Source organism: Synechococcus sp. UW179B (assembly GCF_900474245.1).
Taxonomy (GTDB): domain Bacteria; phylum Cyanobacteriota; class Cyanobacteriia; order PCC-6307; family Cyanobiaceae; genus Synechococcus_C.
This window is the reverse complement of sequence record NZ_UCNZ01000001.1, coordinates 1-26,560: the sequence shown is the minus strand read 5'-3', so window position 1 is coordinate 26,560 and position 26,560 is coordinate 1. Positions and strand designations below refer to the sequence as shown.

The 26,560-nt window shown below is 50.2% G+C and carries 26 protein-coding genes; 12 read left to right on the top strand and 14 right to left on the bottom strand.

The features are described from left to right. From lpxC to DXY38_RS00125, 4 genes are read right to left on the bottom strand one after another with little or no spacing between them, the layout of a single operon-like run. A complete protein-coding gene (lpxC, locus tag DXY38_RS00140; protein ID WP_115069977.1) occupies nt 1–855 on the bottom strand; it encodes a UDP-3-O-acyl-N-acetylglucosamine deacetylase in 855 nt (284 codons plus the stop codon). Then, entirely contained in the window at nt 855–3,137 is a 2,283-nt protein-coding gene (locus DXY38_RS00135; protein WP_115069976.1) for a BamA/TamA family outer membrane protein, read from the bottom strand. Before DXY38_RS00135 ends, lpxC begins: the two co-directional genes overlap by 1 nt. 47 nt (nt 3,138–3,184) lie before the next feature. Continuing rightward, nucleotides 3,185–3,937, bottom strand: coding sequence for a phosphoribosylaminoimidazolesuccinocarboxamide synthase (gene purC / locus DXY38_RS00130; protein WP_115069975.1), 753 nt, complete (start codon nt 3,935–3,937; stop codon nt 3,185–3,187). Further along, the gene (locus DXY38_RS00125; RefSeq protein WP_115069974.1) at nt 3,934–4,920 is read right to left on the bottom strand and encodes a hypothetical protein; all 987 of its coding nucleotides are present in this window, start codon (nt 4,918–4,920) and stop codon (nt 3,934–3,936) included. The genes purC and DXY38_RS00125 overlap by 4 nt, the downstream gene beginning before the upstream one ends. Before the next feature lie 102 nt (nt 4,921–5,022). On the opposite strand from DXY38_RS00125, the gene purD reads away from it, so the two are divergent. Both purD and DXY38_RS00115 read left to right on the top strand, forming a co-directional pair. Next, a complete protein-coding gene (gene purD, locus DXY38_RS00120; protein ID WP_115069973.1) occupies nt 5,023–6,360 on the top strand; it encodes a phosphoribosylamine--glycine ligase in 1,338 nt (445 codons plus the stop codon). Between the two features lie 13 nt (nt 6,361–6,373). Beyond that, entirely contained in the window at nt 6,374–8,455 is a 2,082-nt protein-coding gene (locus DXY38_RS00115) for an ATP-binding protein (protein WP_115069972.1), read from the top strand. 86 nt (nt 8,456–8,541) lie between these two features. On the opposite strand, the gene kaiC is transcribed toward DXY38_RS00115, so the two are convergent. From kaiC to DXY38_RS00100, 3 genes are all read right to left on the bottom strand, one after another. After that, nucleotides 8,542–10,077, bottom strand: coding sequence for a circadian clock protein KaiC (kaiC, locus tag DXY38_RS00110; protein WP_115069971.1), 1,536 nt, complete (start codon nt 10,075–10,077; stop codon nt 8,542–8,544). A gap of 66 nt (nt 10,078–10,143) precedes the next feature. Beyond that, nucleotides 10,144–10,503, bottom strand: coding sequence for a circadian clock protein KaiB (kaiB, locus tag DXY38_RS00105; RefSeq protein WP_038013503.1), 360 nt, complete (start codon nt 10,501–10,503; stop codon nt 10,144–10,146). Then, entirely contained in the window at nt 10,500–11,396 is an 897-nt protein-coding gene (locus DXY38_RS00100) for a circadian clock protein KaiA (protein ID WP_006853591.1), read from the bottom strand. Before DXY38_RS00100 ends, kaiB begins: the two co-directional genes overlap by 4 nt. Before the next feature lie 135 nt (nt 11,397–11,531). Here DXY38_RS00100 and rplU point away from each other — a divergent pair, with 135 nt between their 5' ends. Further along, nucleotides 11,532–11,909, top strand: coding sequence for a 50S ribosomal protein L21 (gene rplU, locus DXY38_RS00095; protein WP_006853592.1), 378 nt, complete (start codon nt 11,532–11,534; stop codon nt 11,907–11,909). A 42-nt stretch (nt 11,910–11,951) separates the two neighbouring features. Further along, nucleotides 11,952–12,221, top strand: coding sequence for a 50S ribosomal protein L27 (rpmA, locus tag DXY38_RS00090; RefSeq protein WP_006853593.1), 270 nt, complete (start codon nt 11,952–11,954; stop codon nt 12,219–12,221). Nucleotides 12,222–13,201: 980 nt separating this feature from the next. On the opposite strand, the gene DXY38_RS00085 is transcribed toward rpmA, so the two are convergent. Both DXY38_RS00085 and DXY38_RS00080 read right to left on the bottom strand, forming a co-directional pair. Beyond that, a complete protein-coding gene (locus DXY38_RS00085; RefSeq protein WP_115069970.1) occupies nt 13,202–14,152 on the bottom strand; it encodes a helix-turn-helix domain-containing protein in 951 nt (316 codons plus the stop codon). Further along, complete coding sequence (locus tag DXY38_RS00080) at nt 14,149–15,183, bottom strand: AraC family transcriptional regulator (protein ID WP_115069969.1); 1,035 nt, start codon at nt 15,181–15,183, stop codon at nt 14,149–14,151. Before DXY38_RS00080 ends, DXY38_RS00085 begins: the two co-directional genes overlap by 4 nt. A 314-nt stretch (nt 15,184–15,497) precedes the next feature. On the opposite strand from DXY38_RS00080, the gene DXY38_RS00075 reads away from it, so the two are divergent. After that, a complete protein-coding gene (locus DXY38_RS00075) occupies nt 15,498–15,821 on the top strand; it encodes a Nif11-like leader peptide family RiPP precursor (RefSeq protein ID WP_115069968.1) in 324 nt (107 codons plus the stop codon). Nucleotides 15,822–16,162: 341 nt separating this feature from the next. Here the strand turns inward: DXY38_RS00075 and DXY38_RS00070 are convergent, their stop codons facing one another. Beyond that, a complete protein-coding gene (locus DXY38_RS00070; RefSeq protein WP_115069967.1) occupies nt 16,163–16,927 on the bottom strand; it encodes a bifunctional 2-polyprenyl-6-hydroxyphenol methylase/3-demethylubiquinol 3-O-methyltransferase UbiG in 765 nt (254 codons plus the stop codon). Between the two features lie 74 nt (nt 16,928–17,001). Here DXY38_RS00070 and truB point away from each other — a divergent pair, with 74 nt between their 5' ends. Beyond that, nucleotides 17,002–17,895 carry a tRNA pseudouridine(55) synthase TruB gene (gene truB, locus DXY38_RS00065; protein WP_115069966.1) on the top strand — a complete coding sequence of 298 codons (894 nt, stop codon included), beginning with the start codon at nt 17,002–17,004 and terminating at the stop codon, nt 17,893–17,895. Between the two features lie 17 nt (nt 17,896–17,912). Next, nucleotides 17,913–18,653, top strand: coding sequence for a YebC/PmpR family DNA-binding transcriptional regulator (locus tag DXY38_RS00060; protein WP_115069965.1), 741 nt, complete (start codon nt 17,913–17,915; stop codon nt 18,651–18,653). Between the two features lie 124 nt (nt 18,654–18,777). On the opposite strand, the gene DXY38_RS00055 is transcribed toward DXY38_RS00060, so the two are convergent. Continuing rightward, a complete protein-coding gene (locus DXY38_RS00055; protein ID WP_115069964.1) occupies nt 18,778–19,119 on the bottom strand; it encodes a CCRG-2 family RiPP in 342 nt (113 codons plus the stop codon). 106 nt (nt 19,120–19,225) lie between these two features. Then, nucleotides 19,226–20,116, bottom strand: a complete 891-nt coding sequence (locus DXY38_RS00050; protein WP_115069963.1) for an oxaloacetate decarboxylase — start codon at nt 20,114–20,116, stop codon at nt 19,226–19,228. 493 nt (nt 20,117–20,609) lie between these two features. On the opposite strand from DXY38_RS00050, the gene DXY38_RS00045 reads away from it, so the two are divergent. The 5 genes from DXY38_RS00045 (at nt 20,610) to DXY38_RS13890 (ending at nt 24,592) form a co-directional block, all read left to right on the top strand. Then, nucleotides 20,610–20,927, top strand: a complete 318-nt coding sequence (locus DXY38_RS00045; protein WP_115069962.1) for a hypothetical protein — start codon at nt 20,610–20,612, stop codon at nt 20,925–20,927. Between the two features lie 456 nt (nt 20,928–21,383). Then, nucleotides 21,384–22,025 (top strand): hypothetical protein, encoded by a 642-nt coding sequence (locus DXY38_RS00035; RefSeq protein ID WP_244278932.1) that lies wholly within the window; start codon nt 21,384–21,386, stop codon nt 22,023–22,025. A 297-nt stretch (nt 22,026–22,322) separates the two neighbouring features. Beyond that, nucleotides 22,323–23,462 (top strand): acyltransferase, encoded by a 1,140-nt coding sequence (locus tag DXY38_RS00030; protein WP_244278930.1) that lies wholly within the window; start codon nt 22,323–22,325, stop codon nt 23,460–23,462. A gap of 126 nt (nt 23,463–23,588) precedes the next feature. After that, complete coding sequence (locus DXY38_RS00025; RefSeq protein ID WP_006853610.1) at nt 23,589–23,861, top strand: DUF3303 domain-containing protein; 273 nt, start codon at nt 23,589–23,591, stop codon at nt 23,859–23,861. 167 nt (nt 23,862–24,028) lie between these two features. Then, nucleotides 24,029–24,592, top strand: a complete 564-nt coding sequence (locus DXY38_RS13890; RefSeq protein ID WP_244278928.1) for a cupin domain-containing protein — start codon at nt 24,029–24,031, stop codon at nt 24,590–24,592. A gap of 858 nt (nt 24,593–25,450) precedes the next feature. Here the strand turns inward: DXY38_RS13890 and DXY38_RS00010 are convergent. Together DXY38_RS00010 and DXY38_RS13850 are read right to left on the bottom strand one after the other, a co-directional pair. After that, a complete protein-coding gene (locus tag DXY38_RS00010) occupies nt 25,451–26,059 on the bottom strand; it encodes a GNAT family N-acetyltransferase (RefSeq protein ID WP_256359561.1) in 609 nt (202 codons plus the stop codon). A 276-nt stretch (nt 26,060–26,335) separates the two neighbouring features. Beyond that, the coding region (locus DXY38_RS13850; protein WP_206749667.1) for a hypothetical protein at nt 26,336–26,560 on the bottom strand (225 nt) is incomplete at its 5' end.

Below are 26,560 nucleotides of genomic sequence, written 5' to 3'. Positions count from 1 at the left end.
TCAGCGTTGGGGAACGAGTTGATCGGCAAGTGCCGCGGCCAGATCAGTATGAAGGCCGTGGGATCCGCGATAGGCAAGCACCTGGGCTTGAGGGAAACCCACGAGAGCGAGATCTCCGATTAGATCCAAGATCTTATGGCGCACTGGTTCATCTTGAAAACGCAGCGGCGGATTCACCCAGGAATCTCCGTCACAAACGAGGGCGTTATCCAAAGCGCCTCCACGAATGAGACCCGAGGCGCGAAGTTGCTCCACTTGCTCGCGAAAACCAAAGGTCCGAGCAGGCGCAATCTCTTCCACAAAGGTCTGAGGCGTGAGCTCGAGGGCCAATTGCTGGCGACCAATCGCTTGTTGAGGGAAATCAATCACGCCAACCAGCGTGAAGCGATCAGCAGGCGTTGCAACGATGGCGCTGTTTCCGCGATAGAAGGCCAGCGGGGCAGACAGCACCACCGGGGAACGACGTGGTGTCGAGGCTGCAGTTAATCCGGCTTCTGCGATCGCTTCCACCCAGCCCAAAGCAGAACCATCAAGAAGCGGTATTTCCGTTCCTGATACCTGCAGCTCAACATGGGAAACGCCACAGCCAGCCAGAGCTGCGAGCAGATGTTCCACGGTGGAAAGCTGTCTGTCTCCAAAATCGAGGGTGGTGCACAGCTGGCTGTCGCGCACCTGTGAGGGATCTAAACGAACGGATTCTGAGGTTTGATCAAGCCAGCGCACATAGAAGCCTTCCTGCTCAGAAGGAACCAGGCTGACTTCACATTGCTGGCCACTGTGCAAACCAATCCCGGAGCGCGACACCCTTGATGCCAACGTCCAAGGCCCGTTGTAATCCGCAGGCCAAGACATCATTAGAACTTCCAGCCCACACCTAAGTTGAATCTCCATTCACCGGTCAAATCCTGACTGGCAACCTCAAGACGCAATGGACCCACAGGCGTCGTCACGATCACACCCGTACCGATAGAGAAGCCTGAACCTGGCTTTTTCAGCAATTTGCCGGGTTTTCCCGGAACACTGGTCTGGGAACCAAAATCGGTGCCCGCATCAACAAATAATTCCCCAGCGAAAATGCTGATAATCGGAAAGCGATATTCCAGGGTTGCTTCGCCGTAACTACGACCAACTGCTAGATCGCAGTCGTACCAACCACGCACTGAGTTCGAACCGCCGAGGCAAAAGGCCTCGTAAGGGGGCAAGTCTCCGACAATGGAACCAGCCTTGAGTTGAAGACCAATAGCTTGTGGGCAATTTGCTTTTTCGCCAGGCTTAGGCCGACAACCCTTGGCAATTTTCAGCCAATTCACGGGGAAGAATTGGGTATAGCTTGCTTTCACACGGTTGAAGGTTGGTGAATTCTCACCAACCGACAGGAATTGCTCGGTCCCGAAACTAAAGAAATTACCCGAGGTTGGATTACGGGGATCATTCAAAGTGTTATAGGTGGCAGCAAATCGCAAGCCAGCTAAATTATTTTCAGTAGCGCAATTGTAAGAAATGCAAATAATATTTTCATTCGGAATACTCTTTTTATCACGGTCACTAGGGGTGCCATACACACGAGAAGTGCCCTCGAAATTGATGGGTCGAACACTTTGAACATTTAAACCCGCAAGAACCTGCCATGGCGCTTTCTTATAGGGGTCACCACCATTAAGAGGCCTTGCAAAAATGATATTTCCGCCAATCCTTTGCAGGGCAACAGAGTCGCCCTGATAATCGAACCAACTGTACTCGGGGAAGAGATCAGAGGCATCTCCAACATCATCAAACTTGCGCCCGGCTGGATTATCACTTCTATTAATTGCGTAAGCACGGGACGATTTGTTGTCTTCGTAATCCGTGACGGTCACAATGTCGCCATTATTTTGGCTCTGAAAGACCTGAGGAACCTCACGACTCAAGAACAAAGAGGTCCTGAAGGAGGTGCGATGCGCATCCCCCTTGATCCATGGATCAGTAAACGTGAAATCTGCGAGACCGCCGTACTGGCCGTAGGTGAGATTAAGAGCCAGGTTCCAGGCACGGCCAAACAAATTGCTGTCTTGAACCTGAACCTGTCCAAACACACCCTGACTTTGGCTGTAGCCCAAGCCGCCTGATAGAGAACCGGTTGACTGCTCAACAATTCCCAAAACAATATTAACTTCGCCTGGATTTCCGGCAACGGGCTTCAGTGTGACTTTGACGTCACTGAACAACGATGTTCCGTAAAGGCGTTTGATATCACCCTCAAGTTGGTTGCGATTAAAAGCCTCACCTGGCTTGATCGATATTTCTCTTGTAATCACCCAAGGTTTGGTTTTTCCACGAATCGGTTCACCTTTTTCGTTGGTGGTTTCGCCTTCCTTGTTCAGGAACTGCACCTCAACGCCCGCAACCGTACCCACAACAACTTTGAGCTGCACAACCCCATCTGGACTGACTCGGGTCGGTCCTGTGACCCTGGCAAGGGCATACCCCTCGCTGGAGTACCAGGTCTGAAGTTCTTTCATCCGAAGCTGAAGCTCGGTGAGGTTCAGCGTGCGTCCGTAGTCGGAACTAAAGGCATCCTCAATAACCTGTGGAGGAATCTCATTGTCTTCAGGCAACAACTCAACCTTGGTCAGTACAGGGTTGGGGACAACCTGAACAACAAGTTGCACGCCAAGCGGACCGTTAACCGGTTCGATGCGAACGTCTGAGAACCAACCGGTGGCGTAAATCGCCTCCAAATCAACTTTGAGTTCATCCCTGGTAACGCGGCTACCAGGACGCACGGTCATGGCGTCATAAGCAGCCAATTCCACCCGCTCTTGCTCGGGGTGACCATCGATCCCATCGATCACCACCTCAGTTATAAGAACTCTTGGCTGCTCAGGGCCCTCGTTTTCAGCAGCAACAGGTGCTTCCTGACCATCTTCAAAGGCCTCCACCTCAACGGATTGAGGTGCTGATTGAGGTGCTGATTGTGAATCTGGAGAATCCCCAGTGAGTGCATCCTCGAGCTGGATCTGTTCCTCCGAACTCTGATCGGAGTCAGCCTCAGCTTGGGCTCGAGCCGGAAGAGTGGTCAGAAGCGGAAGGGCCAGAGCTAGCCCCAAAGCTCCTCGCCGAACGGCGTTCCTGGTTCGGCATGAGGAGGAATTGACCATGAGGTGGTGCGGATATCGGCCGAAACGACCGGAAACGTCCGGTGACCTTACCTGTAGTTGCGGGGTTTAGGGGTTGCCCCTTGGACCCGTTTGCAGACCTCCCCGTAGGCCTCGATCACTCCTCCGAGGTCTTGGCGGAAGCGATCCTTGTCCAAAATGCGCTCTTTTGCATCTTGGATGTTCATGTCCCAAAGGCGGCAGGTATCTGGGCTGATCTCGTCAGCCACAAGTAATTCACCCGCAGCGTTGCGCCCCAGCTCGAGCTTGAAATCCACCAATTGCAAATTGAGCCCCGAAAAGAAAGGGGTTAAAACAGCATTCACCCGTCTTGCCAACGTCTCGATTTCCTGACGACTTTCCTGACTCACTAAGTCAAGTAGGAACAGGCGCGACTCGGTCAAAAGAGGATCACCGAGATCATCATCCTTGTAGTAGAGATCCAGCAGTGCTGGATCCAAACGAGTGCCTTGAGAAATTGGGGTTTGACGGCAGAGTGATCCAGTCGCCACGTTGCGCAGCACGACTTCAATCGGAATCACCTGGACCCGTTGGACAACCATCCAATGATCGGACTCCAATCCGCAGTAATGGGTTGGTATTCCTTCCCGTTCCAGCAACTCAAACAGGCACGCTGAGATCTGACAGTTAAGTCGGCCTTTGTCATCAAGTTGTGCACGCTTTTGAGCGTTAAAAGCCGTGGCATCGTTCTTGAACTCAACCAAAACCTCAGCCTCATTGTTTGAGGCATAGATGCGTTTGGCCTTGCCCTCATAAAGGAGAGGCCCATGGGTGCTGGTCATGGCGTGGGCAAAGGATTAGAAGCAGGAGCTTCGGATGAATCCAATTCTCCCAGGGAGGCATGGCCACCGGGCGCGCGAGGAGAGCGCAGCTGATCTTCAAGGTCTTGCAAACGCTGAGGATCCAGGTCAGGGGAGATCTGTTCCAGCTCAAGCAGCGTGAATCGGTCATCAACCCGGCTGGCCAACCGTCGCAGCCGTTCGCGAGGCCGATCAGCATCCCCACCCTGCTGCAGGGCTAAACGCAACTGCAGACGCAGCAAATCCTCTGCCAAACCCCAAGCTTGCTCAGCGGCCGCTTGATCCAAGGCTGATTCCAACAACAGATCACTGCGATCTGGATCAAGAGGTGCCAGCAGCTCAGCGACTTGACCAAGCCTCCGCGATGCCACAACTCCTGGAGTACGACCCGCCAGGAGAACCGTGACGGCCTCCTCCGGCCGGCCGGCTGCCAACTCATGGTTGGCCAGCAGATCGAGGGCTGAACGGGTGAGTGGCAAGCCATCATCCGAATAGCCCACGATCAACATTTCAGGATCAAGACGCGTAAGGTCTCCATCAGCCAGACGCCGAAGTGCAAGCACTGCGCGGTCTTGATCAAGGGCCGCACTCGCGGCTTGCCATGACAGAAGCAACCACTCCCTTCGCGCTGATCCTGGTCCAGGCCCAAATCGACTCAGCACAATCTGGGTGCTGTCTGGAGCCTTGCAGGCCATCAGCGCCCGAGCATTCGCCATCACTACAGCAAACGGTTGCGGAGCAGGTGCCACCAGCATCAAACGATCGCGCAGCAGACGCAGGCGCTCCTGCAAGCCAAAGCGATCGGCATCGGCACAAGCCGCCGACAACTGGGGAATGCCACCGTCTTTGAGGACCATTTCAAAGGCCTCTTTGGACATCGGCAGAACGACAGGCTGCACAAGGGCCGGGGCCAACGGCGGTGCTGCCGCCAACAAAAACAACAGTGGCAGGGAGGAAAGCCCCATGGGCTGACAGTCGCTCAACAAAGATGGACAGGTCAGGACAACGCGCCGAGCGTTACGCCTGAACTCCAAACCTAGGGGTCACCCCCCGTTCCGCACCCGCCCATGTCCATCTCCACCACCCGTCCCCTCTCGCTCCCACCGTTGCGCAATGTGCTCGTGGTGGGAGGTGGCGGACGAGAGCAGGCGTTGGCCTGGGCGTTCAGGCGCTGCCCAGAGATTGAAGGCATTTGGATCAGCCCAGGCAACGCTGGCACCAGCGATTTAGACGGCTGCACTCCACTGGCCATTGCAGAAGCCGATCACGACGGCATGGTTGCGGCATGCAGAGACCACCGCATCGATCTGGTGGTGATCGGTCCAGAAGCCCCCTTGGCCGCTGGACTCGCAGACACGCTTTGCGGGCAAGGCATCGCTGTCTTCGGTCCGAGCGCGGAGGGTGCCCAGCTCGAGGCGAGCAAAGCCTGGGCAAAGCAATTAATGCAAGAAGCAGGCATTCCCACGGCTGGGTACTGGACCGTGTCCAACGAACAGGAGGGTCTTGCCCTCCTCCAACAACTGCAGCGCCCCCTGGTGGTGAAGGCGGATGGGCTCGCGGCAGGGAAGGGGGTAACGGTGGCGAACAGCGTGGAGGAGACGGCCACCGCCATTCAAGAGGCTTTTCAAGGACGGTTCGGACAAGCCGGTGAGCAGCTCGTCTTGGAAGAACGCCTAACGGGGCCAGAAGTCTCCGTGTTTGCCCTTTGCGATGGCGAGAACATGGTTTTGCTTCCGCCTGCTCAGGATCACAAACGACTCCTGGAGGGGGATCAAGGACCGAACACGGGGGGGATGGGGGCTTATGCACCCGCCCCCCTGCTCGATCAAGCGCAACTAGAGCAGGTGCGCGAACGGATCCTGGAACCAACCCTTGCGGCCTTGCGCAAGCGAGGAATCCTCTATCGAGGGGTGATTTATGCGGGTCTGATGCTGACGCCCGATGGGCCCCAGGTAATCGAATTCAATTGCCGCTTTGGCGATCCTGAATGCCAAACCCTGATGCCTCTCATGGGGCCTGAACTGGCTCGCGTGCTGCAGGCCTGCGCCCTCGGACGTTTAGAGGACGCTCCAACACTCACGCACACAGAGCTATGCAGTGCCTGCGTGGTGGCGGCAGCCGCTGGCTATCCCGACAGCCCCCGCAAAGGCGATCCCATTACCGTTGCGCTCGATTCCGAACCAAGCAGCACGGACCAACTTCAGTTGTTCCATGCGGGAACGCGTCACAGCTCGGAGGGGGTGCTGGAGACCTCCGGCGGCCGCGTTCTGGCGATGGTGGCGCAAGCACCAGATTTTGATCAGGCCTTCGCGAAGGCCTACGAGGGATTAACGCAGGTTCGATACGACGGAATGCAATTCCGAAAAGATATTGGCCATCAAGTGCGCGCACCTAAGCTTTGTTAAGCATTGATGCGCCATGAGTAGCGGTTCGGCACCAGCTTCTGCGAACTCCACTGCGTCCTCATGGGCAGGGTCAGTCTCTTCGGATACGGCCCCAGAGCAGTATGGCCTTTGGAGTGGCATCCGCCTCTGGTGGGCCGAATTCAGCCTTCAGACCAAACTTCTGGCCATCGCCACGCTTGTGGTGAGCCTGATGATGACCAGCATCACCTTTTTTGCGCTCAACGGCATCCAGCGTGATGCGGTGATGAATGACACCCGCTACGCCCGCGATTTGGGGCTGTTGTTGGCGGGCAACGTCACCGAGCTGGTGGCCGACGGACACGACCGAGAACTGGCCAATGTGGCCGAACAGTTTTGGCGTTCAAGCCGCAGCCTTCGCTACATCTTTTTTGCAGATCCAGAAGGCGTTGTGTATCTAGGGATTCCCATCAGTGGGAATGACGCTGACACAAGGGGTGACCTCCGTCTCAATCGACGCTTGGAACTCCCCAGCGAACTGAAATCGAGACCTAAAAATCCGCTCGTTCGTCAACATCTCACCCCTGATGGTCAGGTCACCGATGTTTTTGTGCCCTTGATTCAGGAGGGTCGCTATCTCGGCGTCCTCGCCCTTGGAGTGAATCCCAACGACTCGGCCCTGGCGAGTGCTTCCCTCACCCGAGAGGTCACCGTGGCCGTGTTCATCTCGATCTGGGTGCTTGTGATTCTTGGCGCTGTCTTCAATGCGCTGACCATTACCCGACCAGTGAAGGAACTCCTACGCGGCGTGCGCTCGATTGCAGCGGGAGATTTCCAAGCCCGGATCGGCCTCCCTGTTGGTGGCGAACTTGGGGAGTTGCTGGATGGATTTAATGCGATGGCCTCCCAGCTCCAGGACTATGACGCGGCCAACATCGAGGAGTTACAGGCTGCCCAGGTGAAGCAGGCCTCGCTGATCGCAACGATGGCGGATGGTGCGGTTTTGCTGGATGAAAAAGGTCAAATTGTTTTGGCCAATCCAACAGCTCGACGCTTATTTCGCTGGGAAGGGCGAAATCTTGAAGGCCAGGACTTTCTCAATGCCATGCCTGACCTGTTAGCCATTGAGCTGCATGAGCCTCTCGATGGAGTCCTGAATCAAGGCCGTGACAGCAATGAATTAAGAAGCAGCATCGGGGAACCACCGCGCACCCTCCGTTTCGTCCTCCAAGCCGTACGCGAACCCAGTGGAGAAAACCTGAAAGGGATCGCGGTGACCATGCAGGACCTCACCCGAGAAGTGGAGCTCAATGCAGCCCAAAGCCGCTTCATCAGCAACGTGTCCCATGAGCTGCGCACGCCACTGTTCAACATCAAGAGCTACGTCGAAACCCTCTACGAAATGGGGGATCAACTCAGCGAAACAGACAAGCAAGAATTTCTCGGCATTGCCAATGCAGAAACAGATCGACTGACGCGGCTCGTCAACGATGTCCTCGATCTTTCAAGGCTCGAATCCCATCCCAGCGTTCAGTTTTCTGAACTCGATCTCAGGCCTGGTCTGGAGCAAACCCTACGCAGCTATCAACTCAATGCATCTGACAAACAGGTCGAGCTAGATCTCGAGGCATCGATTGATCTGCCAGACATTCTTGGCAATTGGGATTTACTTCTTCAGGTCCTGGATAATCTCGTTGGAAATGCTCTCAAGTTCAGCCGGAGTGGCAGCCGCATCGTGTTGAGGGCCTACACCTGGCCTGATAGTTGCTTGATGGGTCCGCTTCCCGAAGATTCGCTTGAAGCACCGCAATGTGAAATGGTTTCACCTCTTCCAAAATTGCGTGTGGAAGTGAGTGACACGGGTTATGGGATCAGCGAAGACAAACAACAACGAATTTTCGAACGGTTTTACCGCGTAGAAAATGCCGTCCATACGGAGGTAGGGACAGGGCTTGGCCTCTCTATCGTGAGGGGAATTTTAGAAAAACACAGCAGCGTGATTCGCATGGCAAGCGAACCAGATGTGGGAACAACATTTTGGTTTGACTTACCGCTAGCCCAATCCGACCAAGACGAAATCAAACTGCAAGCTGAGCGGCAAAGTCGCTACGAGCAAGACGAAACAGAACTGAGTTAATGCATTTCTGCATCAACTCAGCATCAACGAGGCTCGTTTAATCCAGAATCCAGAATCCAGAATCCAGAATCCAGAATGATTGAAATTTACTCTGGAGCCACTCCACGAGCGATACGCGACAATTCACTTCGCTCATCCATCGTCACGCGATGCGGAACGCCACTAATAATTCGTTCAAAGTTTGAGAATGAATCCTTAATCTGGGGACCATTACCGGTGATCAAGAATTCACGAATCCCGCGATCATGCCAGGATCCACGCATTTTGAAGACATTAAGAGCGCGAGCCATCTCACCACGAATTTCTACATATTGCAGCAACAAAATCGTGTCGGTGATGGTAGAAATGTGCGAGTCAGTAATTGAATGACTTCCCATGAATTCTTCCGATGTATTCGTAAAGAATCCTGCGATTTCCTCCTGCTTGGCATATCCAGTCACCCCGATCACAAACTGCCTAAAGGCGTTATGGCTAACACCACGTGCGAGCGCTGATAGGGAGTCAATCGCCATGCGCGTGGGCTTGAATTGACTGATCTCAGTTTTAATAATCTGGAGGTGATCTTCGAGACCAGTCGACTCTGGGTAAGCACAGATGATCTTCAGCAATCCATCTTGCTCCATCTGCTCAAAATCAATGCCCCAACTCGTGCCGTTGCGTAGCAACTGAGCACGCGACTCTTCGTAGGCAAATAAAATCGCACGCTCTTTGTTACTGCATGCATCTTCAATGAATTTGGAGACCAGTAGCGTTTTACCGGTACCAGTTGCTCCGGTTGCAAGAATGATCGAATCCTTGAAATAGCCGCCACCACACATCTCATCAAGCCGCGGCACGCCCGAACTCACACGCACATTGGATGAACGCTGCGTCAGCCTCATCGCGCCAAGAGGGAAGATGCTGATCCCATGAGCACCCATCGTGAACGGGAACTCCCCCTTCATATGGGTGGTGCCTCGCAACTTGAGAATCTCAACGGTGCGCCGTCGGCGCTCGCCCTCCAACACATTGCGCAGGATCACAACATTGTCAGACACAAACTCTTCAACGCCATAGCGCGCGATGGGCCCATATTCGTCAATGCGCTCCGTGGTCATCACGGTGGTGACACCGATCTCCTTCAGCCGAGCGATGAGACGGAAGATCTCCCGGCGCACAACAAACACGGCGTCGTACTGCTGAAAGACCGCCGTAATCGAATCGATTGCCACCCTTTTGGCTTTGTACTTTCGGATGGCGTAATTAATTCTTTCAATCAGGCCAGACAGATCGAAACTGCCCGCCACATCCTGACCATCTGGATCCGGTGAAGCATCAAGAATAAAGAGCTTGTCTTGCTCGACCATCTCCTGCAAGTTCCAACCAAAACTTGCTGCGTTACGCAAAATATCGAGCGGCGACTCCTCAAACGTGACAAAAATCCCCGGCTCATCGTAATGAGCAATTCCGTTATGGAGGAAATGCAAGGAAAAAACAGTTTTACCCGTTCCGGACGTTCCGCTAATCAGGGTGCTGCGTCCAACTGGCAAGCCGCCATGACACACATCATCAAAGCCCTCAATTCCAGTCGGAAGCTTCTGGACCTGCATCTGAGAAGAACCACTTGAGCTAGAAATCTGCATAACCGCGACCTTGCTCTCCAACGTTAATAAGGAAAATCCTTCGCATCCGCTAGATCACCCTGTGACTTAAGAATCTGCTTCGGCGATGTCCGGGTCTTCCAACGCGTCCATCAGCGAAGAGCCATGGCTGTTGTCAACAAGCTCGTCGTAAAGAAGATCGAGTCCGATCAGCACCCGTTCGCGATCAGAAAGGTCGCCAATAATCCGACGCACAGGGGGCGGAAGAATTTTGGACAACGTGGGTGTAGCCAGAATTTTGTCCTCTTCTGCAAGCTGAGGATTTTTCAAGACATCAATGACCTTCAAGGCGTAAACACCTTTGAATTCAGTTTCAAGGATATTTCGAAGCGTTTTGAGTGCACGCATCGAATTCGGGGTGTTCCCAGCTACATAGAGCTTGAGGATGTAAGTCTTCCGGGGGCTCACAAGGTCACCTCCGAATCCTGAAGCTGGCGACGCTGAGATCCAGAGGGAACCAAGGGAATATCTCCAGGGACCGAACGTCGGTACATTTCGCAAAGGTGAGCCATGACGTCCAGCAGTGCAAGGCGGTAATCCTGAAGGAAGTCGTCTTTATGTCCTTCAAGTCTGAGTTGTTTCCAAAAGTCGTCAATCAGATTCATATGGATCTCAACGGTTTGGGTAATGGGCAAGTCGCCAAAAAAAGCGGTATTCACAAAACTCTCTAAAGCCTGGTTGGCCGCCGCGGGGTCACGGAAATAACCAATCAGCAAATCTCGGTAGGTGCGCTGCAGCGACTGCAGCAACTCACGCTGTTCATGGGGCGGAAGATTGGCCAAGAATCGAGAGGGATCGCGTTTGTAAAAGACCCCGAGGTAGCCCAGCCTTTCCTGCAAACGACTGGACAGCTTCCAGGCACTACCCTCAGGCTGACCACCCACCTGATCCGATTCAGCGGATCCATCTTCAGGGCGAATATCTTTCTGCCCGTGACGCAGAAACCGTGAAATCGCTGCGTCCACGTTGTAGCCCAGCTGCTCGAGCTGGTCACCTGGCAGGTGGACTTCTTCTGGGTGGTAATCGACACGCCCCATCAATTCGCCCACCACAACGGCTGGAAAGAGCAACCCACGAGCCAATAAGTCCTCTCGTGTCTGCTCTTCCAGGAGAGATTGTTCAATCACAACGGCATCAACAGCCTCCCGTTGTCGCTCCAAAGCGGAAACGACATCGACGGCAGAATCCTCAAGTCCAAGGTCAACCCTGGTGTAGCGATTGCCAGGCAACCACTGACAGCAAGCCGATTCAAGCTCAGGCGACCTCAACAAGAACGCGATCGTGAGTGCCGGCCTGCTCATCCAAAACGAAAAGTGATCAATTGAATCTTGACGAAAGAGAGCACGAAGGTCGAGGATCTTTGTTTGTCTTTCGATTGCGGCACAGGCCAAATCGGTGGCTTTCAAGTCTCCGAGCCTGTTCGCGTCCTGTAGCCCATGGCAGAAACCAGTAGCACCAGCTCACAAACCACTCCAGAGACAGGCTCATACGCCATTGTCGAAGCCTCTGGGCAGCAATTTTGGGTGCAACCCAACCGCTATTACGATCTCGACCGTCTGCATGCAGACGTCGACGCCAAGATCACCCTCGACAAGGTGCTCCTCGTCAAGAACGGTGACGTCGCCACCGTTGGCAAGCCGTACGTCCAGGGCGCCAGCGTGGAGCTCAAAGTGATGGCCCACCGTCGCGGTCAGAAAGTGATCGTCTATAAAATGCGCCCCAAAAAGAAGACACGCCGTAAGAATGGTCATAGACAGGAGCTCACACGAGTGATGGTCGAATCCATTTCCGTTGGCGGCAAAGCCATCAGCTGATTGCTTCAACCAGCTTCCCCCTCACCATCTCTTTGATTTCCCATGGCCCACAAGAAAGGCACAGGCTCAACCCGTAACGGACGCGACTCCAATTCCAAGCGCCTCGGCGTGAAGGCCTACGGCGGCGAGAGCGTAACGGCTGGTTCGATTCTGATCCGCCAACGCGGCACCTCTGTCATGCCAGGCGTCAACGTTGGTCGTGGCAAGGATGACACCTTGTTTGCGTTGACCGACGGGATTGTCAAGTTTGAGTCGATCCGCCGCGGACTCCGCAATCGCAAGCGGATCACCGTTGCCGCAGCAGCTCAGTAGAACAAAAGGACAAAGCAGCCTCTTCAACAATCGAAGCAGGTTTATAGAAGAGCAGTGATCTTTCCTGAGGTCATTGCTCTTTTTTTATTGCAATCACCCAAACAATAATTCCAATCTACAGCTGCGGCAAAACTCATCATTAATGCCAAGATATTCATATCAACCATGGCAGAAAATTCAAAGACGCAAATAGCTTCTGAATGATTGCTGCTGAGCTCATCAAAGGAAATTCAGTTCGCATCCCGCATCTCTTGCTGATACCTGCAGAAAGAACTCCAACCGTGAGGCCAATACCCAAGGACAACATCAAGACAGAAAGACCTCAAAGAGAGATCAAATCATAGTTTTGTCAAACCATAACCAATCAGACAACCACCCAAATTGGCTTGATTAAACATACTGAGACATGGACGAATGTCTTTACATCCATCGAATCGTCATAGGCCTAGATAGCGGTCATCTTAGCCAACAAAGGGGCATAGCTTCACAAAAGTCATTTTCCAATTTTTCCTTTTGAGACTGATATGCCCCTCAACGACTCACAGGATCCGACATCAGGGAAACAAGCCTGATCAGCCTTAGCGGGCTATTAACACCACACCAAGAATCAACAAGCTACTTTGATCGCTTATCAATTAATTCAATCAAATGAGCATCATGCTTATCACAAAAATCAGAAACACATTGCCTCAAAATATGGCCAATCGACAAAGACTCTGCATAGCAAAGAAGCTTGAGCTTTTTATGAAGATCATCATGCAGCTCAAAGGTGATACGTTTCATTTTTCAGCAGAGTGCATTGTTCAGCAATATGGAAACAGAATGAGTCTCAACAAACTGAATTGTACTATTTTTGATAAGAAACGGATAGGCCTGAAAAAATCTTAATTTTTTCCTTAGCTTCAAGGCTTGCGCTGATCGCCCAACCAGTCCTCGCTTGAGTTGAGCTGCTCCTGGAGGTTGATCATGTCTCTAGCTTTTCACAGGGACTCGGAATGTTTAACCGTATGACTAGGCAATTCTCCGAAACTTGTGAAATATCTCCTAGAAAATCTGCCTTGATGCTTAAATCCAAAACGAATAGCTATTTCACGAATAGTCTTCGTGTTGCAATCGGCAGAGCAATAAAGCAATGATCTTCTAGCCTCTTCAAGTCTTACTTGTGTCATCATCTCTATAATTCCCATGCCAAAATAATCTTGACATACTCTATACAATGAAGCCTGGGCTACATTTAAGTGCTTGCAAACATCTGATAGAGACATTGGTGAACTCATTTTATCAGGATCATGAGAAAGATTAACAATCTCACCAAGCAATCCCTGATTCTTCGCTTGTTTCTTTTTATATAACCTGTGACCTCCTTCTTCAAGGCATATAGTCATTAAATCATAGTATTTAGAGGGATTCGAAATTCCCTGAACAAGATCCCTTCGAGTGAGTCTGCGTAATTGGGAAAAAGCTTCATGATCAATCACTAAGCCAATGGATTGGTGTAAATTCTCAAGAGCACGATTTGCCTGACATTGTTCAAGTTTATCGAGTAATATTTTCTTATCTAACATACATGCAGTTGCAGAGCATGATTCAGAATATTTCCCCCATGAGTCCCCTGGATTTGAACGAAAAGTATTAAGACCACCAAGACTATTCTCGCTCATATCGAAACCATCGCAATATCCATGCGGATAACTTGCTTTCTGTATTGGTGTTATCCAATTAAAATCGACGGACCAACCTGTACCCCATCCCTCATATAAAAGAGGTTTTGATGCACTGATCTCGGCTATGGCCATACCAGAAGATCTTTCATGCGCCATTGAATAACTACCTTCACCAGTTTCAAGCTGAGTAATTCTTGTAAATTGATCATATTTCTGAAGAGTCTCAGACAATTGCAAAGGATCTGTATAGGAAAACTTGACTTTCATGACATGCTTCCTCTATGCAAATCAGAGACAAGAACACTCATTTTGCTTGCTTTATCAATTGTCTCTTCAGGACTCTCTTCAAACGTCTTAAAATAAAGACGTTGAAAAGAATTGCAATTTTTAAATCCATAATACAAAGCATTATGCTGCTTAGTAAATTGCTTCAGGCCTCGAGGAACAGGGGGATTTAAATAAGATTTTTTGACTTGTTCTAGACGTATACTCTTAATCAAATCAAGAGTATTCATATTAAAGGTCGATCTACATGCTTGGCCCAGAGATTCTTGCTCAGAGTTCAAGTATTTGGATATTTCTCCTATTGTCAAGGGTGGCAAACCTGGTCTATCTTCATGCAATAACTTAACAAGATCCTCTATTAACTCGGTAGATTCAGATCTCTCTGTGATGTAATTAGGAAGCTCACAAGAATCCTCCAAAGTCGCAATAGCTAAATCGTAAAATTCATTTGCTTTGGCTACACCCTTGGTAAAATGATATTGAAATAATTTTTTGAGCTGAAAACTGGCATCACTATTTGAATCAATACCAATACATTCTTCTATCCTCGCATAGGCATTGTAAGCATTCATCTCATCGATTTTTTCTTTCATTAATTTCCACTTCAAGCTCATACAACAAAGGAGAGTATTGGCCCCGACAATATCCCATGTATTGCCACCAGTTTTATTTAAGCGATTAAATCCAGCGATGCTTAAATCTTTCATTTTATGACCACCAATAATAGTATTGCTGCCTGGCTTTTTCCCTTGATTATTTACCCAACAAAATGCAATTGAATTTTGATTTGCCTCTTCTTCGTAAAGCAATGTTTGATTTGACTTAAAAATTTCAAGGTGAACATTATTAATCGGCGCGCAGATTGAACTCGTTTGCAGTTCACCTTTGCTTAGCTGGGTGATATTGCAAGAAAAATTTGAGGTGGAGTAATATTCATTGTAGTGATTCTTGCAATACGTCTCCATTCCAAGCAAGTTACTGAAAACATATTCTTTTGCCTTCCTTGCCTTCATCTAAATACTGCCTTAGAGCCATCCCTGTAAAACCTAATCAAGAATACCAACTATTCGCTTTCCGATCAGACATTACAAGACTCTTTTAATATTTAAAAGATAATCCGATAGGCCTATGGAGCACAGGGCTCAGGCGAATAGGCCTCCTTAGCAAAGTTTTACTCATTTTCGAGGCAATGCACGTTCAGGATGCATAAAACCGAAAAGTCACATTCACTATTTCCGCATTGCACTCAATATTAAACGCAGCAAGTATATTTTCACCCAAATAACGGGTTCATGCAGTGTATAAATCGAGTAGCGATAATCATGCTATGTCTCATTCTCAATTACATGCATTCATTGATCGAGCACATAATGACGAGCATTTTCGTGCTCACCTTTCATCAATGAGTCCAAATCAAATTATAGAATTTGCCACAGAGAGTGGTTTTGATTTCTCAGATGAAATCAAAGGAAGATTTATTAATCGATGGAAAGGAGTATATTTTTGCCCTCAAGCTATTGAAGTTGGAATCCTATGTCCAGGATTAGTACCAGCTGGCTATAAAAACCTTCTTCACTATTCTCAGTCTACATGCAGCTCTTCAAATCTCAAGGAGGAAGAACATGATTTTAGATCAGGTGACATCTATTAATTTTAAAAACTTGCGCCAACTCCAAGGCTTAAACTTATGATTTTTCCATCATCCTGCTCTCGAAAAGAATGCATTTAAGGCAGCCCGCTGAGGCGCGACAGGATTAAATCAGCAAGAAGATAGATTTATCAATTGATGATCAATCTTTTGGTCATCAATTGAATCCTTGTCAACAAATAGGCAGGGAAAAAGATCATCGCTCTGAACTCAATCCTTAACATCACAATCCATTCACGCATCTCAAGGCAACCGTTATCAAGCATTTGATCGTTCCACTTAAGATTTCACTCAAGAGACATCTTCAAAGGCTTTCATTCAAGCAATGATCAACGTCCTCACGACTAAGAGGTCATGCCTAGTGGCCGATAGACCCTTGTGGTGATTAATAATGGGTGAAAGACCTCAAGAAAATGCGATTGCAACGTTCGAAAGAAGCAATCAACAAGATCAGGGGCATCAAAGTGAAAAGGATATTCGCCGCTATGACCTTTAAAGAAGTACCAGTTTAATAAAGCTCGTCCATCCTCATTCATGAGTGCATGAAATTGCATGAGCTGATCCGACGGATCAGGGAGGTGCTCCAAGACATCAAGACAAACGACCGTATCGAAACGTTGGCCAGTGAGATCTGATAGATCACGATGCATCGACATCTTGTGTTCCAGTCCAAGAGCCACAGCCCTGGACCAAACGAACGCTCTGTTCTGTGGATTCAGATCAACGAAATGAACGCGATCAACAGCGTCCAATGCCGCTGCAGCCAGAGCGTGGGTGCCGATCCCTCCTCCAAAATCAAGAACGGTGCCTCGAGCAAAATCCTCCTGCAAACGCAGCGTGTCCGCGATGTAATCAGAACTACTGAGATGCCAAGCCGCCAACTCAAAGAGATGGCCCGTCCCTACGGTGCTTTCATAAAACTCCGTGGCTTGATCCGCTTGAAAAGCGCCCGGATGGAGTGCGGCTAAATCGTCCTTGCCATCGGGTAAGCGCTGATCCACCTGCTCCAGCGTGAGCTGAAGGTGTTCAGCCAAATGGGCACGAACAGAGAAGCCACTATCCAAGAAGGTCTCGATGTCCACGCGGGGAGAATTGCTGAGACGTTGCATCTTCTGCCGGTCAGACAGCGTCAATTTACGTGCAGGCCGGATGCCACATTCAGAACAACTGCTGTTGAAACCCCTTGGATGCACCACTTGGCTTCGTGGTGATCGACAAGCCATCAGGTCTCACCTCCCATGCCTGCGTGAGCCGGATGCGTCGCGTGCTCAAAACCAAAAGAGTGGGGCATGGAGGCACGCTTGACCCGGCCGTGACTGGCGTGCTGCCGATTGCCGTGGGCCAGGCCACCCGACTGCTTCCCTACCTGCCAGGAGAGAAAACCTATCGGGGTGTGATCCAGCTGGGGACCAGCACCAGCACCGATGATCTTCAGGGAGAGGTCGTTGCGGTTCAGGACTGGCCGCGTTTAAGCCTGGAGGAAATCGATCAGGCGCTCGATCCGTTCCGCGGCAGCATCGAGCAGTGCCCTCCCCAGGTTTCGGCGGTTCACGTGAACGGTGAACGCGCTCATGCAAGGGCCCGCCGCGGTGAAGTGATGGACCTACCTGCCCGCCCTGTGACCATCCACTCCCTCTCACTTGAGCATTGGGATTCAGAGCAAGGAAAGCTCACTATTGAGGTGCACTGCTCCGCTGGCACCTACATCCGTTCATTGGCCAGAGATCTTGGCCAGTCGCTCAGATGTGGCGGCTGCCTCGACTGGCTGAGGCGCACCCAAGCGCTGGGATTCGTGGAAGCCCATGCCATCGCACTCCCAGTGCATCCCAATGAACAGCACACTGCAGGGCTGGAGCCGCTCACCCTCATTCCTCCCCAACTCGCCTTAACGCACCTCCCCACACGAAGGCTCTCCGAAGGCGAGCGGGACGACTGGAGCTGCGGAAGCGCGATTCCCCTTCAAAATGGAACCGGGCCCACCGTTGTTCTCAGTTCAGACGACATCATGCTGGGAATCGGACTCGCCAACAGCGAAGGCCAGCTCAGACCCAAGGTCGTGTTTGAAGCGCGCGGCTGATTCCTACCCTGCTACGTATGGCCGGCCACAGCAAATGGTCCCAGATCAAACGCACCAAGGCGGTGGTGGATGGGAAGCGAGGTGCCCTATTCACCAGGCTTGGACGCGAGATCACCGTGGCGGCACGTAACGGAGCCGATCCAAACGGCAATTTTCAATTGCGTACGGCGATCACAAAAGCGCGCTCGGCGGGTTTACCAGCAGGCAACATTGAACGCGCGATTGCCAAAGGATCGGGCCAAGGAGAGGCCGCTTCCAGCCTGGAATTGATTCGCTACGAAGGGTATGGCCCTGAAGGCATGGCTGTCCTTGTGGAAGCACTCAGCGACAACCGCAACCGCACGGCGGCCGAGGTTCGGCTGGCCTTCAGCAAACACGGCGGAAAGCTCGGAGAGACCGGATGCGTGAGTTATCTCTTTCAGCATCGCAGCGAGGTGCGACTGGAGGGACATTGCGAAGAAGAGCCTCTGCTGGAAGCCCTTCTCGACCTCGATGCAGAGGGATATGTGTGGCAAAGCGATGGCAACACCATGGTTCATGGTGGCTTCGAAGCGCTCGAACAACTTCAACAGGGGCTCCAGGATCGTGGCTGGTCCGTGATCGATTGGGAGCACTGCTGGCACCCCTTGGCGCTTGTGGAGATCCAAGACCAACACCTTGCAGAAACGTGCCAACGTTTACAAGAAGCCTTGGAGGCCCTGGATGATGTCTGCAGCGTGAGCACCAATCTTGAGACTGCCGAATTCACTGAACTTTGACGCAGCAAGACAGTCATTTCGTTTTTGATGGCCTCCAGCCCCTGCAGAAGCATGGATGAATGAGCGCCAGGCAATTCAATAACCCCACGCATGAGCGCAGGGTATGAGGGCCATCAAGATTTAATCAGAAACCTCGATACATATTTTGGGAGACATAATTTGGCTTAGGCACAAATGGTCCTGAAGAAGCTCCCCATTTCACAGCACTATCGAGATCGTAGACAAAAGGCTTAGGGATCTTGATCTCTTTCACTTTCGGTTTCGGCTTGAGAATTTTTGCAAGTTTGTTTTCAACACCTCCACCTGCCATTATTTGCAGCTGATCGAGGCTCAGTTCAGCGTTATTCATTGATTTGAATTGGTTGAGTGTGGCGAAGAGGGTGATACCTCTCCGATGCACACACCATCCCACCGATCCATGGCTGCGGTCACGAGCCAGATCATCTCGACCCGTGATCTTGGTCACAGGATGTCACAACAACCAAAAGCCAGCTCCAAAAGCCAGCACTACCCCAACGACCAATGCCCATTAACCAATAGGCCCATTCTTGTTTCTCAGCATTGAAGAAACATTAGGTGTCTTTTTTACTCACAGCCTCGTCATAGGCGTCAAATCTCACCAAATCCTTCAGTTCGGAAAAACTGAGCATGTTGTCTGGTGTTTTTCCGTTCTGAAGATCCGTCACCGCTTGCCGCATGGCGTAAGCGGCAGATGCAAGCAGGGTGAGGGGATAGGCCACTAAATGAAACCCCATGGCGCCGAGTTGTTCAGGCAATAGCAAGGGAGTCACCCCTCCCTCCAACATGTTCGCCATGCGCTTTCCCGGTACCTCGCTGCAAAAGCGAAGCATCTCTTCTTCTGAACGTGGCGCCTCAAAAAAAAGCACGTCAGCACCAAGATCGGCAAACGCTTTTAATCTCCAAAGCGCTTCATCGAGTGCCCGCTGCTGCCCGTAGCGTTCCGCAAACGCCGATCGCGCATCGGTTCGCGCCACGATCACCAGATCTGCGCCCTGACGGCGAGCTTCAACCGCAGCAGTGATCCGCTCAATCGCAACATCACGCTCCACAACCTGTTTGACCCCGGTGTGTCCACAGCGTTTGGGAGAGACCTGATCTTCAAGCATGATCCCAGCAAAACCTGCCTGCTTGAACTGATGCATGGTGCGCTGCACATTGGCCGCATTGCCATGGCCTGTATCACCATCACCGATCACTGGAATCGAAACGGCATCGCAAAGAGCACGACCCTGATCCAGCATTTCTGTCACCGTAAGCAATCCTGTATCAGGCAACCCCGCACGCGCTGCAGCCACCGAGAATCCACTCATGAAGGTGAGCGGACAGCCCGATTGCTCCACAATTCTTGCCGATAAGGCATCAAAACAGCAGGGCATGACATGACAGGCTTCTTGTGACAACAACGCCCGTAAATCCGCGCTGGTTCCTGTTGTTGGGGTCACGATTCAAACTCCTCAATATGGATGGTTGGGCAACGGCAAGAATCAAAGCAAGGTCATGAATACTGGTTTCATTCACTGTCATCACCAATCTTGCACAAGACTCATTCCGGTGACGTCATCTAGGTTTAGATTCGGATCTTCACCGAAGGATTGAACCCATCCATTAAAAAACTGAGGTTGGCAAAATTTTCTTACTTTTTGCAGAAAAGATTGAATCCTCCTGCAGAATGTTGACTCAATCAGAATTTTGCTACCAGGATCCTCTCGACAGGCAATGCTCCCTACCGCTTCACCGAGGCAATGCCTGTAGCCAATGCTTCGAGCGAAGATAAGGGCTTACGAATAGCCTGCAAACTGTCGAACTTCGATGTTCTTCTGTGCATTGCTGTTGGGCTAGCGACTCTTCCCCTGAGATCAATTACTAAGGCCTTCTTTCCCCCATAGCCGCTGATCCATGCCATGTTGCAAGACAGCGCTCGCCTGCCCTGGAGTCATGCCTCGTTTTGTTCGCCTCATGCCCCTTGCACGGTTGTTGTTACTGCCATGGCTCATCGTGCCAACTAGCCAGGCACAGGAACCTGCCACAAAAGCCTTTGAGCAAAGGAACATACCGCTTTCCTTGATCTTCAGTGAGTGGCGCCAAAACGGCAATAACGCCAACACCTACATCTGCGCCTGCGACCGTGCGAGTTGCGATACCAGACCGGGTTGGCCCTTCCGCAGCTTTCGCACCGGTGAATCTATCCCGGTCCTAGGGGAGGCCAATCTCAACGATGCACGCCGCGATGGCTTTATCTGCGGACGCCGTTGAGAAAAGAGTGGCAGTTCAGACCAATGGAGCAACGCTGAAGTGTATTTTCAGCCCTATTTCTAAAACCGTTTATAAGTTGCAAATCACTCGATCATCAGCAGCAGAATCCAAAAAACAAGCCTTAATCATTTCCAGCTTAAATATCCATAATAAATGAAGCAACTGAAACATATTCACAACCCAGGCATGTAATCCAAGCCTCAACGCATCAAAAACCAGACAGCAAGACCACCGATTCCTACACCCTTAAAGAACTGAGCCCACGTCAGCCCATAGGAGTCCAGCTGGAATGTCCTCATCATCCAATTGAGAAGCTCTTTGTGCTTGCGAATCAAAAGGGGACTATCCGCCGTATTCAGCTGCTGAATTTGCTTGAGCTTTATCTCACCAAGCTTTGCCACGACCCATTTCAACAAAGAATCACAATCTTAAAGCCATCGAGGTGCTGGCAAGCTGTTGAGCGGCACGATTCCATCGCCCCCTTCGCACGCCAAGCAATCAGTCAGTCCGCTTGCCGCGACATCGAAATCCAAACATCGGGACGAATCCACAAAAAATCCTCAAAAAAGCACGAACGGCCTAACGTTTGAAGGAACGCATACAACGAAACTCAAATCAATGCTTGATGCAAGCTTGCTTTTACCCACAGCCATAGATAACACCTTTTCAGGCAGAAAAGCTTCACTATGGTTCTTTTATGTGCTGACTGCTATAACACTTTGGCGCAGCCAACACCACTTGCTTGCAGCCGATGGAGGGGCACAATCGATAGCCACCATCCCGCTTGATACCTATTCAGCAGAGGCATCAGGAACCGTTATTGGGATATTTGCACTTTGGGGTCTATCGCAATTAGTTATAGGAATCATCTATCTAGCGGCATGCTTGAGATACAAAGCACTCATACCTCTTTTATATGCTCTTGGCATCATTGAATACGGAGTAAGAGCTTTTTATATTGGCCACTACAAACCCATTGAGACGATGGGTGATGCCCCAGGAGCCATCATCAATATACCTTTGATGATCATCCTCATCGCCATGCTGTTGCTGTCGTTATGGAGAAAGGATCACCCAGAGCGACAGCAATTTCATTAACCATTCAAAGTGAAAAATGAATCCATGGGCCTTCACAACCCCAGGGCCATGGCCTTATCCCTGAGTTCCAAGTGTACGGCTCCAATCGCAACAGACAGGGGCATTTCAGCACCAGACATCGATCAGAGCCCATCGAGATGAAAACAATGGCAGCCTTTATCACAATCTGCTTGAGGTGAGACCACAGTTTTGATCAAACAGAAATTGAGTGGCAATCTTGAAATGCAACACAGACTTCAAAGGCCTCCTACAAGACCATCTCATTAGACAACAACAAAACCAAAGCGAAGGACAATCTTGCTCTCCAGACCCACAAAAGCGCCAGAACGGCTGATCTTTTTAGATCAAATTAAAGCAATCATGGTAGCCCTCGTCATCGCCAGTCATACAATATTTGTAGGCGTACTGTTCACTACAGACACGAGGCAAATGATCGCGTCGTCACCTATTTACGAGGCAGCGAGCAATTGGTTTGGCTGGATTTGCAACACTTTTTACATGAACATCCTATTCCTGATCTCAGGCTACCTATTACCAAATTCAGTGCATAAGCGAGGGGTCGGATACTTTGCCAGGCACCGCCTTCTTCGCCTTGGGATCCCTCTGATTATTGCAATTTTGATCCTTAACAACATAACGCCTTTAGCTGGTCTCGCCATCCCCAACAGCACCGTATTTGCGCAAGAAATTAACACTCTTCCACTGAATAGAATTGGACCTCAATGGTTTCTTGTAATACTCATTTTATTGAATGCAATGTACTGCTGCTGGGCCTTCATTCGAAAAAGCCGATTTTCAGTTGAGAGCACCCAACCGTTACCAGGCTGGCGTTCCTGGCTGAAGAGCGCTGCAATTCTTGGGATACTAGAGATCGTAATGGGACATTTCACAGGATTCTGGTCAAACTTAAAAAACTCCCATTTAGATGGTCTTGGCTATCAGGGAATGCACCTTTGGACCTATTGTTTTTTATTCTTTGTGGGATGCAAAGCCGCATCGCATCAATGGTTAGAACGTATTAACAAGCGGCACGCATTGCGATGGCTACAACTTTCATCACTGATCACACTGGTACTCGTGGCTACAAACCACGCACCATTTCAAGTTCCCCTTAACGAGACAGACTCGCAAACGGTTACGCCAATCATGGAATTTTTATCACCACTCATTGGCTGGGGATATATGGCTGCAATTTTAGCTTGGAGTCAAGACCACCAACAGCCAGAACAGCATTGGCTGGTCAAGGCAGGCAAGGATAGTTTTGGCGCCTATTTAATCCACATACCACTCCTTGCCGGAACCATGATCACCTCCTATTCACTAGGGGTAAGAAACATCTGGTTGCTTGGATTAGGATCGACAGTAATAGCGATCTTCATATCATTTTCAGCAAGTCATCAATTGCGCCGGATTGCTGCCATTAAGCGCATCATATAACAAAACATAGCGAAAGAAGACTGGATCATCAGGTGCAAAATGCAGCAAAAATGCCAATTCTGTATGTATCAAAAGCTACATGACTTTTTGAGCAGTCGTGCAGAGCAGTCGATTAACAAAAGGTTCATGACATTTTTAATGCATTGGTCATTTAAAACTGGTTATCACGCCATTGCTGCTAAAAAGTTTTTATCTACAGGGGCTCCATTCCCTGAATGCAAATCATGGAAGCGGTTTCACGGTCCTGGCTCAGTAGAAGGTTGGATTTTGGTGGAAGCCGATAATGCTGATGCCTGCTACGAACACGCTGCCGAATGGGCCGAGTGCTTGGATTGGGAAGTGACCCCTGTTCTTACGGACGATCAGGCAGGTCCCTTCATGGCCAAGGTTTACAGCTGATTTCAACCGGAGGAAGGAACTCTCGCCACCAGCAAAATTTTTGTTGTGTGGCTTCCATTCCTTCCGAAGCACCACCTCTTGATAGGGTTCGCATGATTGGAATGCTATCCAATACAAACTCTGAACACATCCATCAAGAAGAGCACAGCCACTGAGCCAATCCACAAATGCGGGCCAGTACAAAAAAATTCTCTAGTCTATCGAGACATATTGACAAGAAGGCATTAGGGATGAGCGCGAACCTATCAACAACATTCTTACGAAGTAAGGCAATCAAAAATCTTTTCATTTCCTTATCTTTCGTCTTTACAACATCAATCTTGTGGCCATCATTCGCGAATAGCGATGACGGGCACTCAGCAAGCCATGGAGTCAAGGTTGAGGTGTTAGCAAACTCCACTAAAATGTGGAATGGCAGAGTGTTACCCAGCTATCCCAAGGGACAGCCCAATATCAAAATACTTCGGATCCAAGTACCAAGTGGCGTGACATTACCCTGGCACTACCATCCTGTGATCAATGCCGCCGTCATTCTCCAGGGAACACTAGAACTCAAATTAAAAGATGGCACCAGAAAGACGTACCAACAAGGCGATGCTCTCATAGAAGTTGTCAACACGATTCACGAAGGTAAAGCATTAGGAGCAACCGATGTAGATCTGATTGTATTTTATGCGGGAGAGAAAGATGTGCCAACCACAGTTCTCATCGATCCCCAGAACAATCAATAGCAGGGTGAGCCTGCATCCGCTTCCATAAAATTCTGAGGATACAAATGGAAAAAGAAGCACTCGCCTACAATAAAAACATCAAGTGAAGAAGCCTATTGAATGGCTTCAGCTGATGGCAAAGCTTGCTCATTCACTACACTCCTTCTCATCCGCTTTCAAATGTTCAAGCAAATAGGAGTACCAGTTACCATACGCAACAGCATCCTCCTTCGTGATTTCATTGGCCTCTATTGCTGCAAGTAGTCGATATGCAGCTGCTCGTTGTTTTTGATCCAATGCCCATTACCCCCTGATCACCGAAAGGGAGTGAAGCAAAGTTGGCGCAGGCATCTCTGAAACGAACTTCGAGAAAGAGATCTTCGTTTGACAATAGTTAGGCTCACATTTAAACGGAAAAGACATTAATTCAACAAGCTCTCTCCGCTCTTTCTTCATAGCAAATACTGGCAATTCAGGCATCAAAGTTGGTTCTGAGTGATGAGATCACTATCGCCCACACACATTCAAAAGAACTCCCCCAAACGGGTGATCGTAGACATCGAATGAATCACCTATTCAGGGGAGACAGAAGGTTGGATGCGCCCAGCACGGCATCGCCCATCGCGATGAAATTCCATAAAGGGCATCAGGAGCAGGCAATTGAGACCACTAAACTTGCTATGAGCTCAACGCACGATCTATTCCGATTGGAGAGACCCATGAAAATAAGACAACGAATACCGCCTAAGCTAAGTAATCTGATCGACAAAATCAGACGAAGGATTGCCTACGTCCCAGCCGTAAGCGATACGATTTCATCCATGAAAGAACTCGGAATCGATCTGAAAGAGGACAAAAAAAACAACGAATGAAAGGCCTCTAGGGAAACCAATGATCAGGATCATGGATTCCGCCTTGGTCTTGCCCTCGTGATTCCTGTTTTCTATGCGTCAATCTCGTCGTTCCCCCCCCCCCAGCCCCGTGCAGTGACTTGAGAAACCAACAGTCACAACCACCGTGCCCTGTTTGGCCAAGAGGATGTTCCATCTGGAGGAATCCCCAGGCCCGATAAAGCTGTTGAGCAGCAACCATTCCCGAAAGCGTTTCGAGATAAATCCAGCGATAGCCCATCACATGAGCCTGTTCCAACAAGCTCCCCATCAGGCGCCAACCAACACCCTTGCCTCTCGCTGACGGAGCTAAATACATCTTCTGCAATTCGCAAGTACCCTCCACACCCCTTAGGGGTCCTATTCCGGCTCCGCCAAGAAGATTGGTGCCCTCCACTGCAACGAAATAAAGGCATCCAGAGGCATCGTAGGTCTTGCTCATTGCATCGAGTTCTGGATCTTGCCAAGCAAAACCTGGGCGATTAGCACCAAATTCAACAAGTGCCGACCGAATTACTTTGGCCAACGCTATGTCGTCCGACGGGTGTAATGGCCGAAGCTTGATGACAAGCCCTTCACTCAAAATGATGACTCCCACAAGCTGAGCATGCAAAAAGATTCAATGTCCACAGGATCATCCCATGCAGTAAGGATCGAGAGAACAAATCACGCTACCTATGTCTGCAATAGCTTGATTGCGAGATGCGGTTCCACAGCAACAACAGATGGCACACCAGGGCCTGAATGCATTTCATGCTATATTCAAGAAAAATAATCATTATGCTAGATATTTTACCCGGCTACTATGTTGTTTTCTTAGCACTCGGGCTTGCAGCAATTGTGGTGGTCTTATTTTATTCCTTTACGCGGAATTCTAATTACGAAGTGCAGCAGCGTGCCAAAAAAATCCAACAGAAGAGAGAAAAAGAAAGTCAAGCCCAATCAAATGATGCTTAGTTCCAGCAGACCTGGCCCATTGGCACGCACAAACCGTTCCACTTTTGCCCATGTCTCCCAGGGCCGTTAAGTAGTGAATGGCACCAGACCATTCAGGCAAGAGCAACAAGCACGCCACTTCCAATCTCGTCGGTTTTGTTTC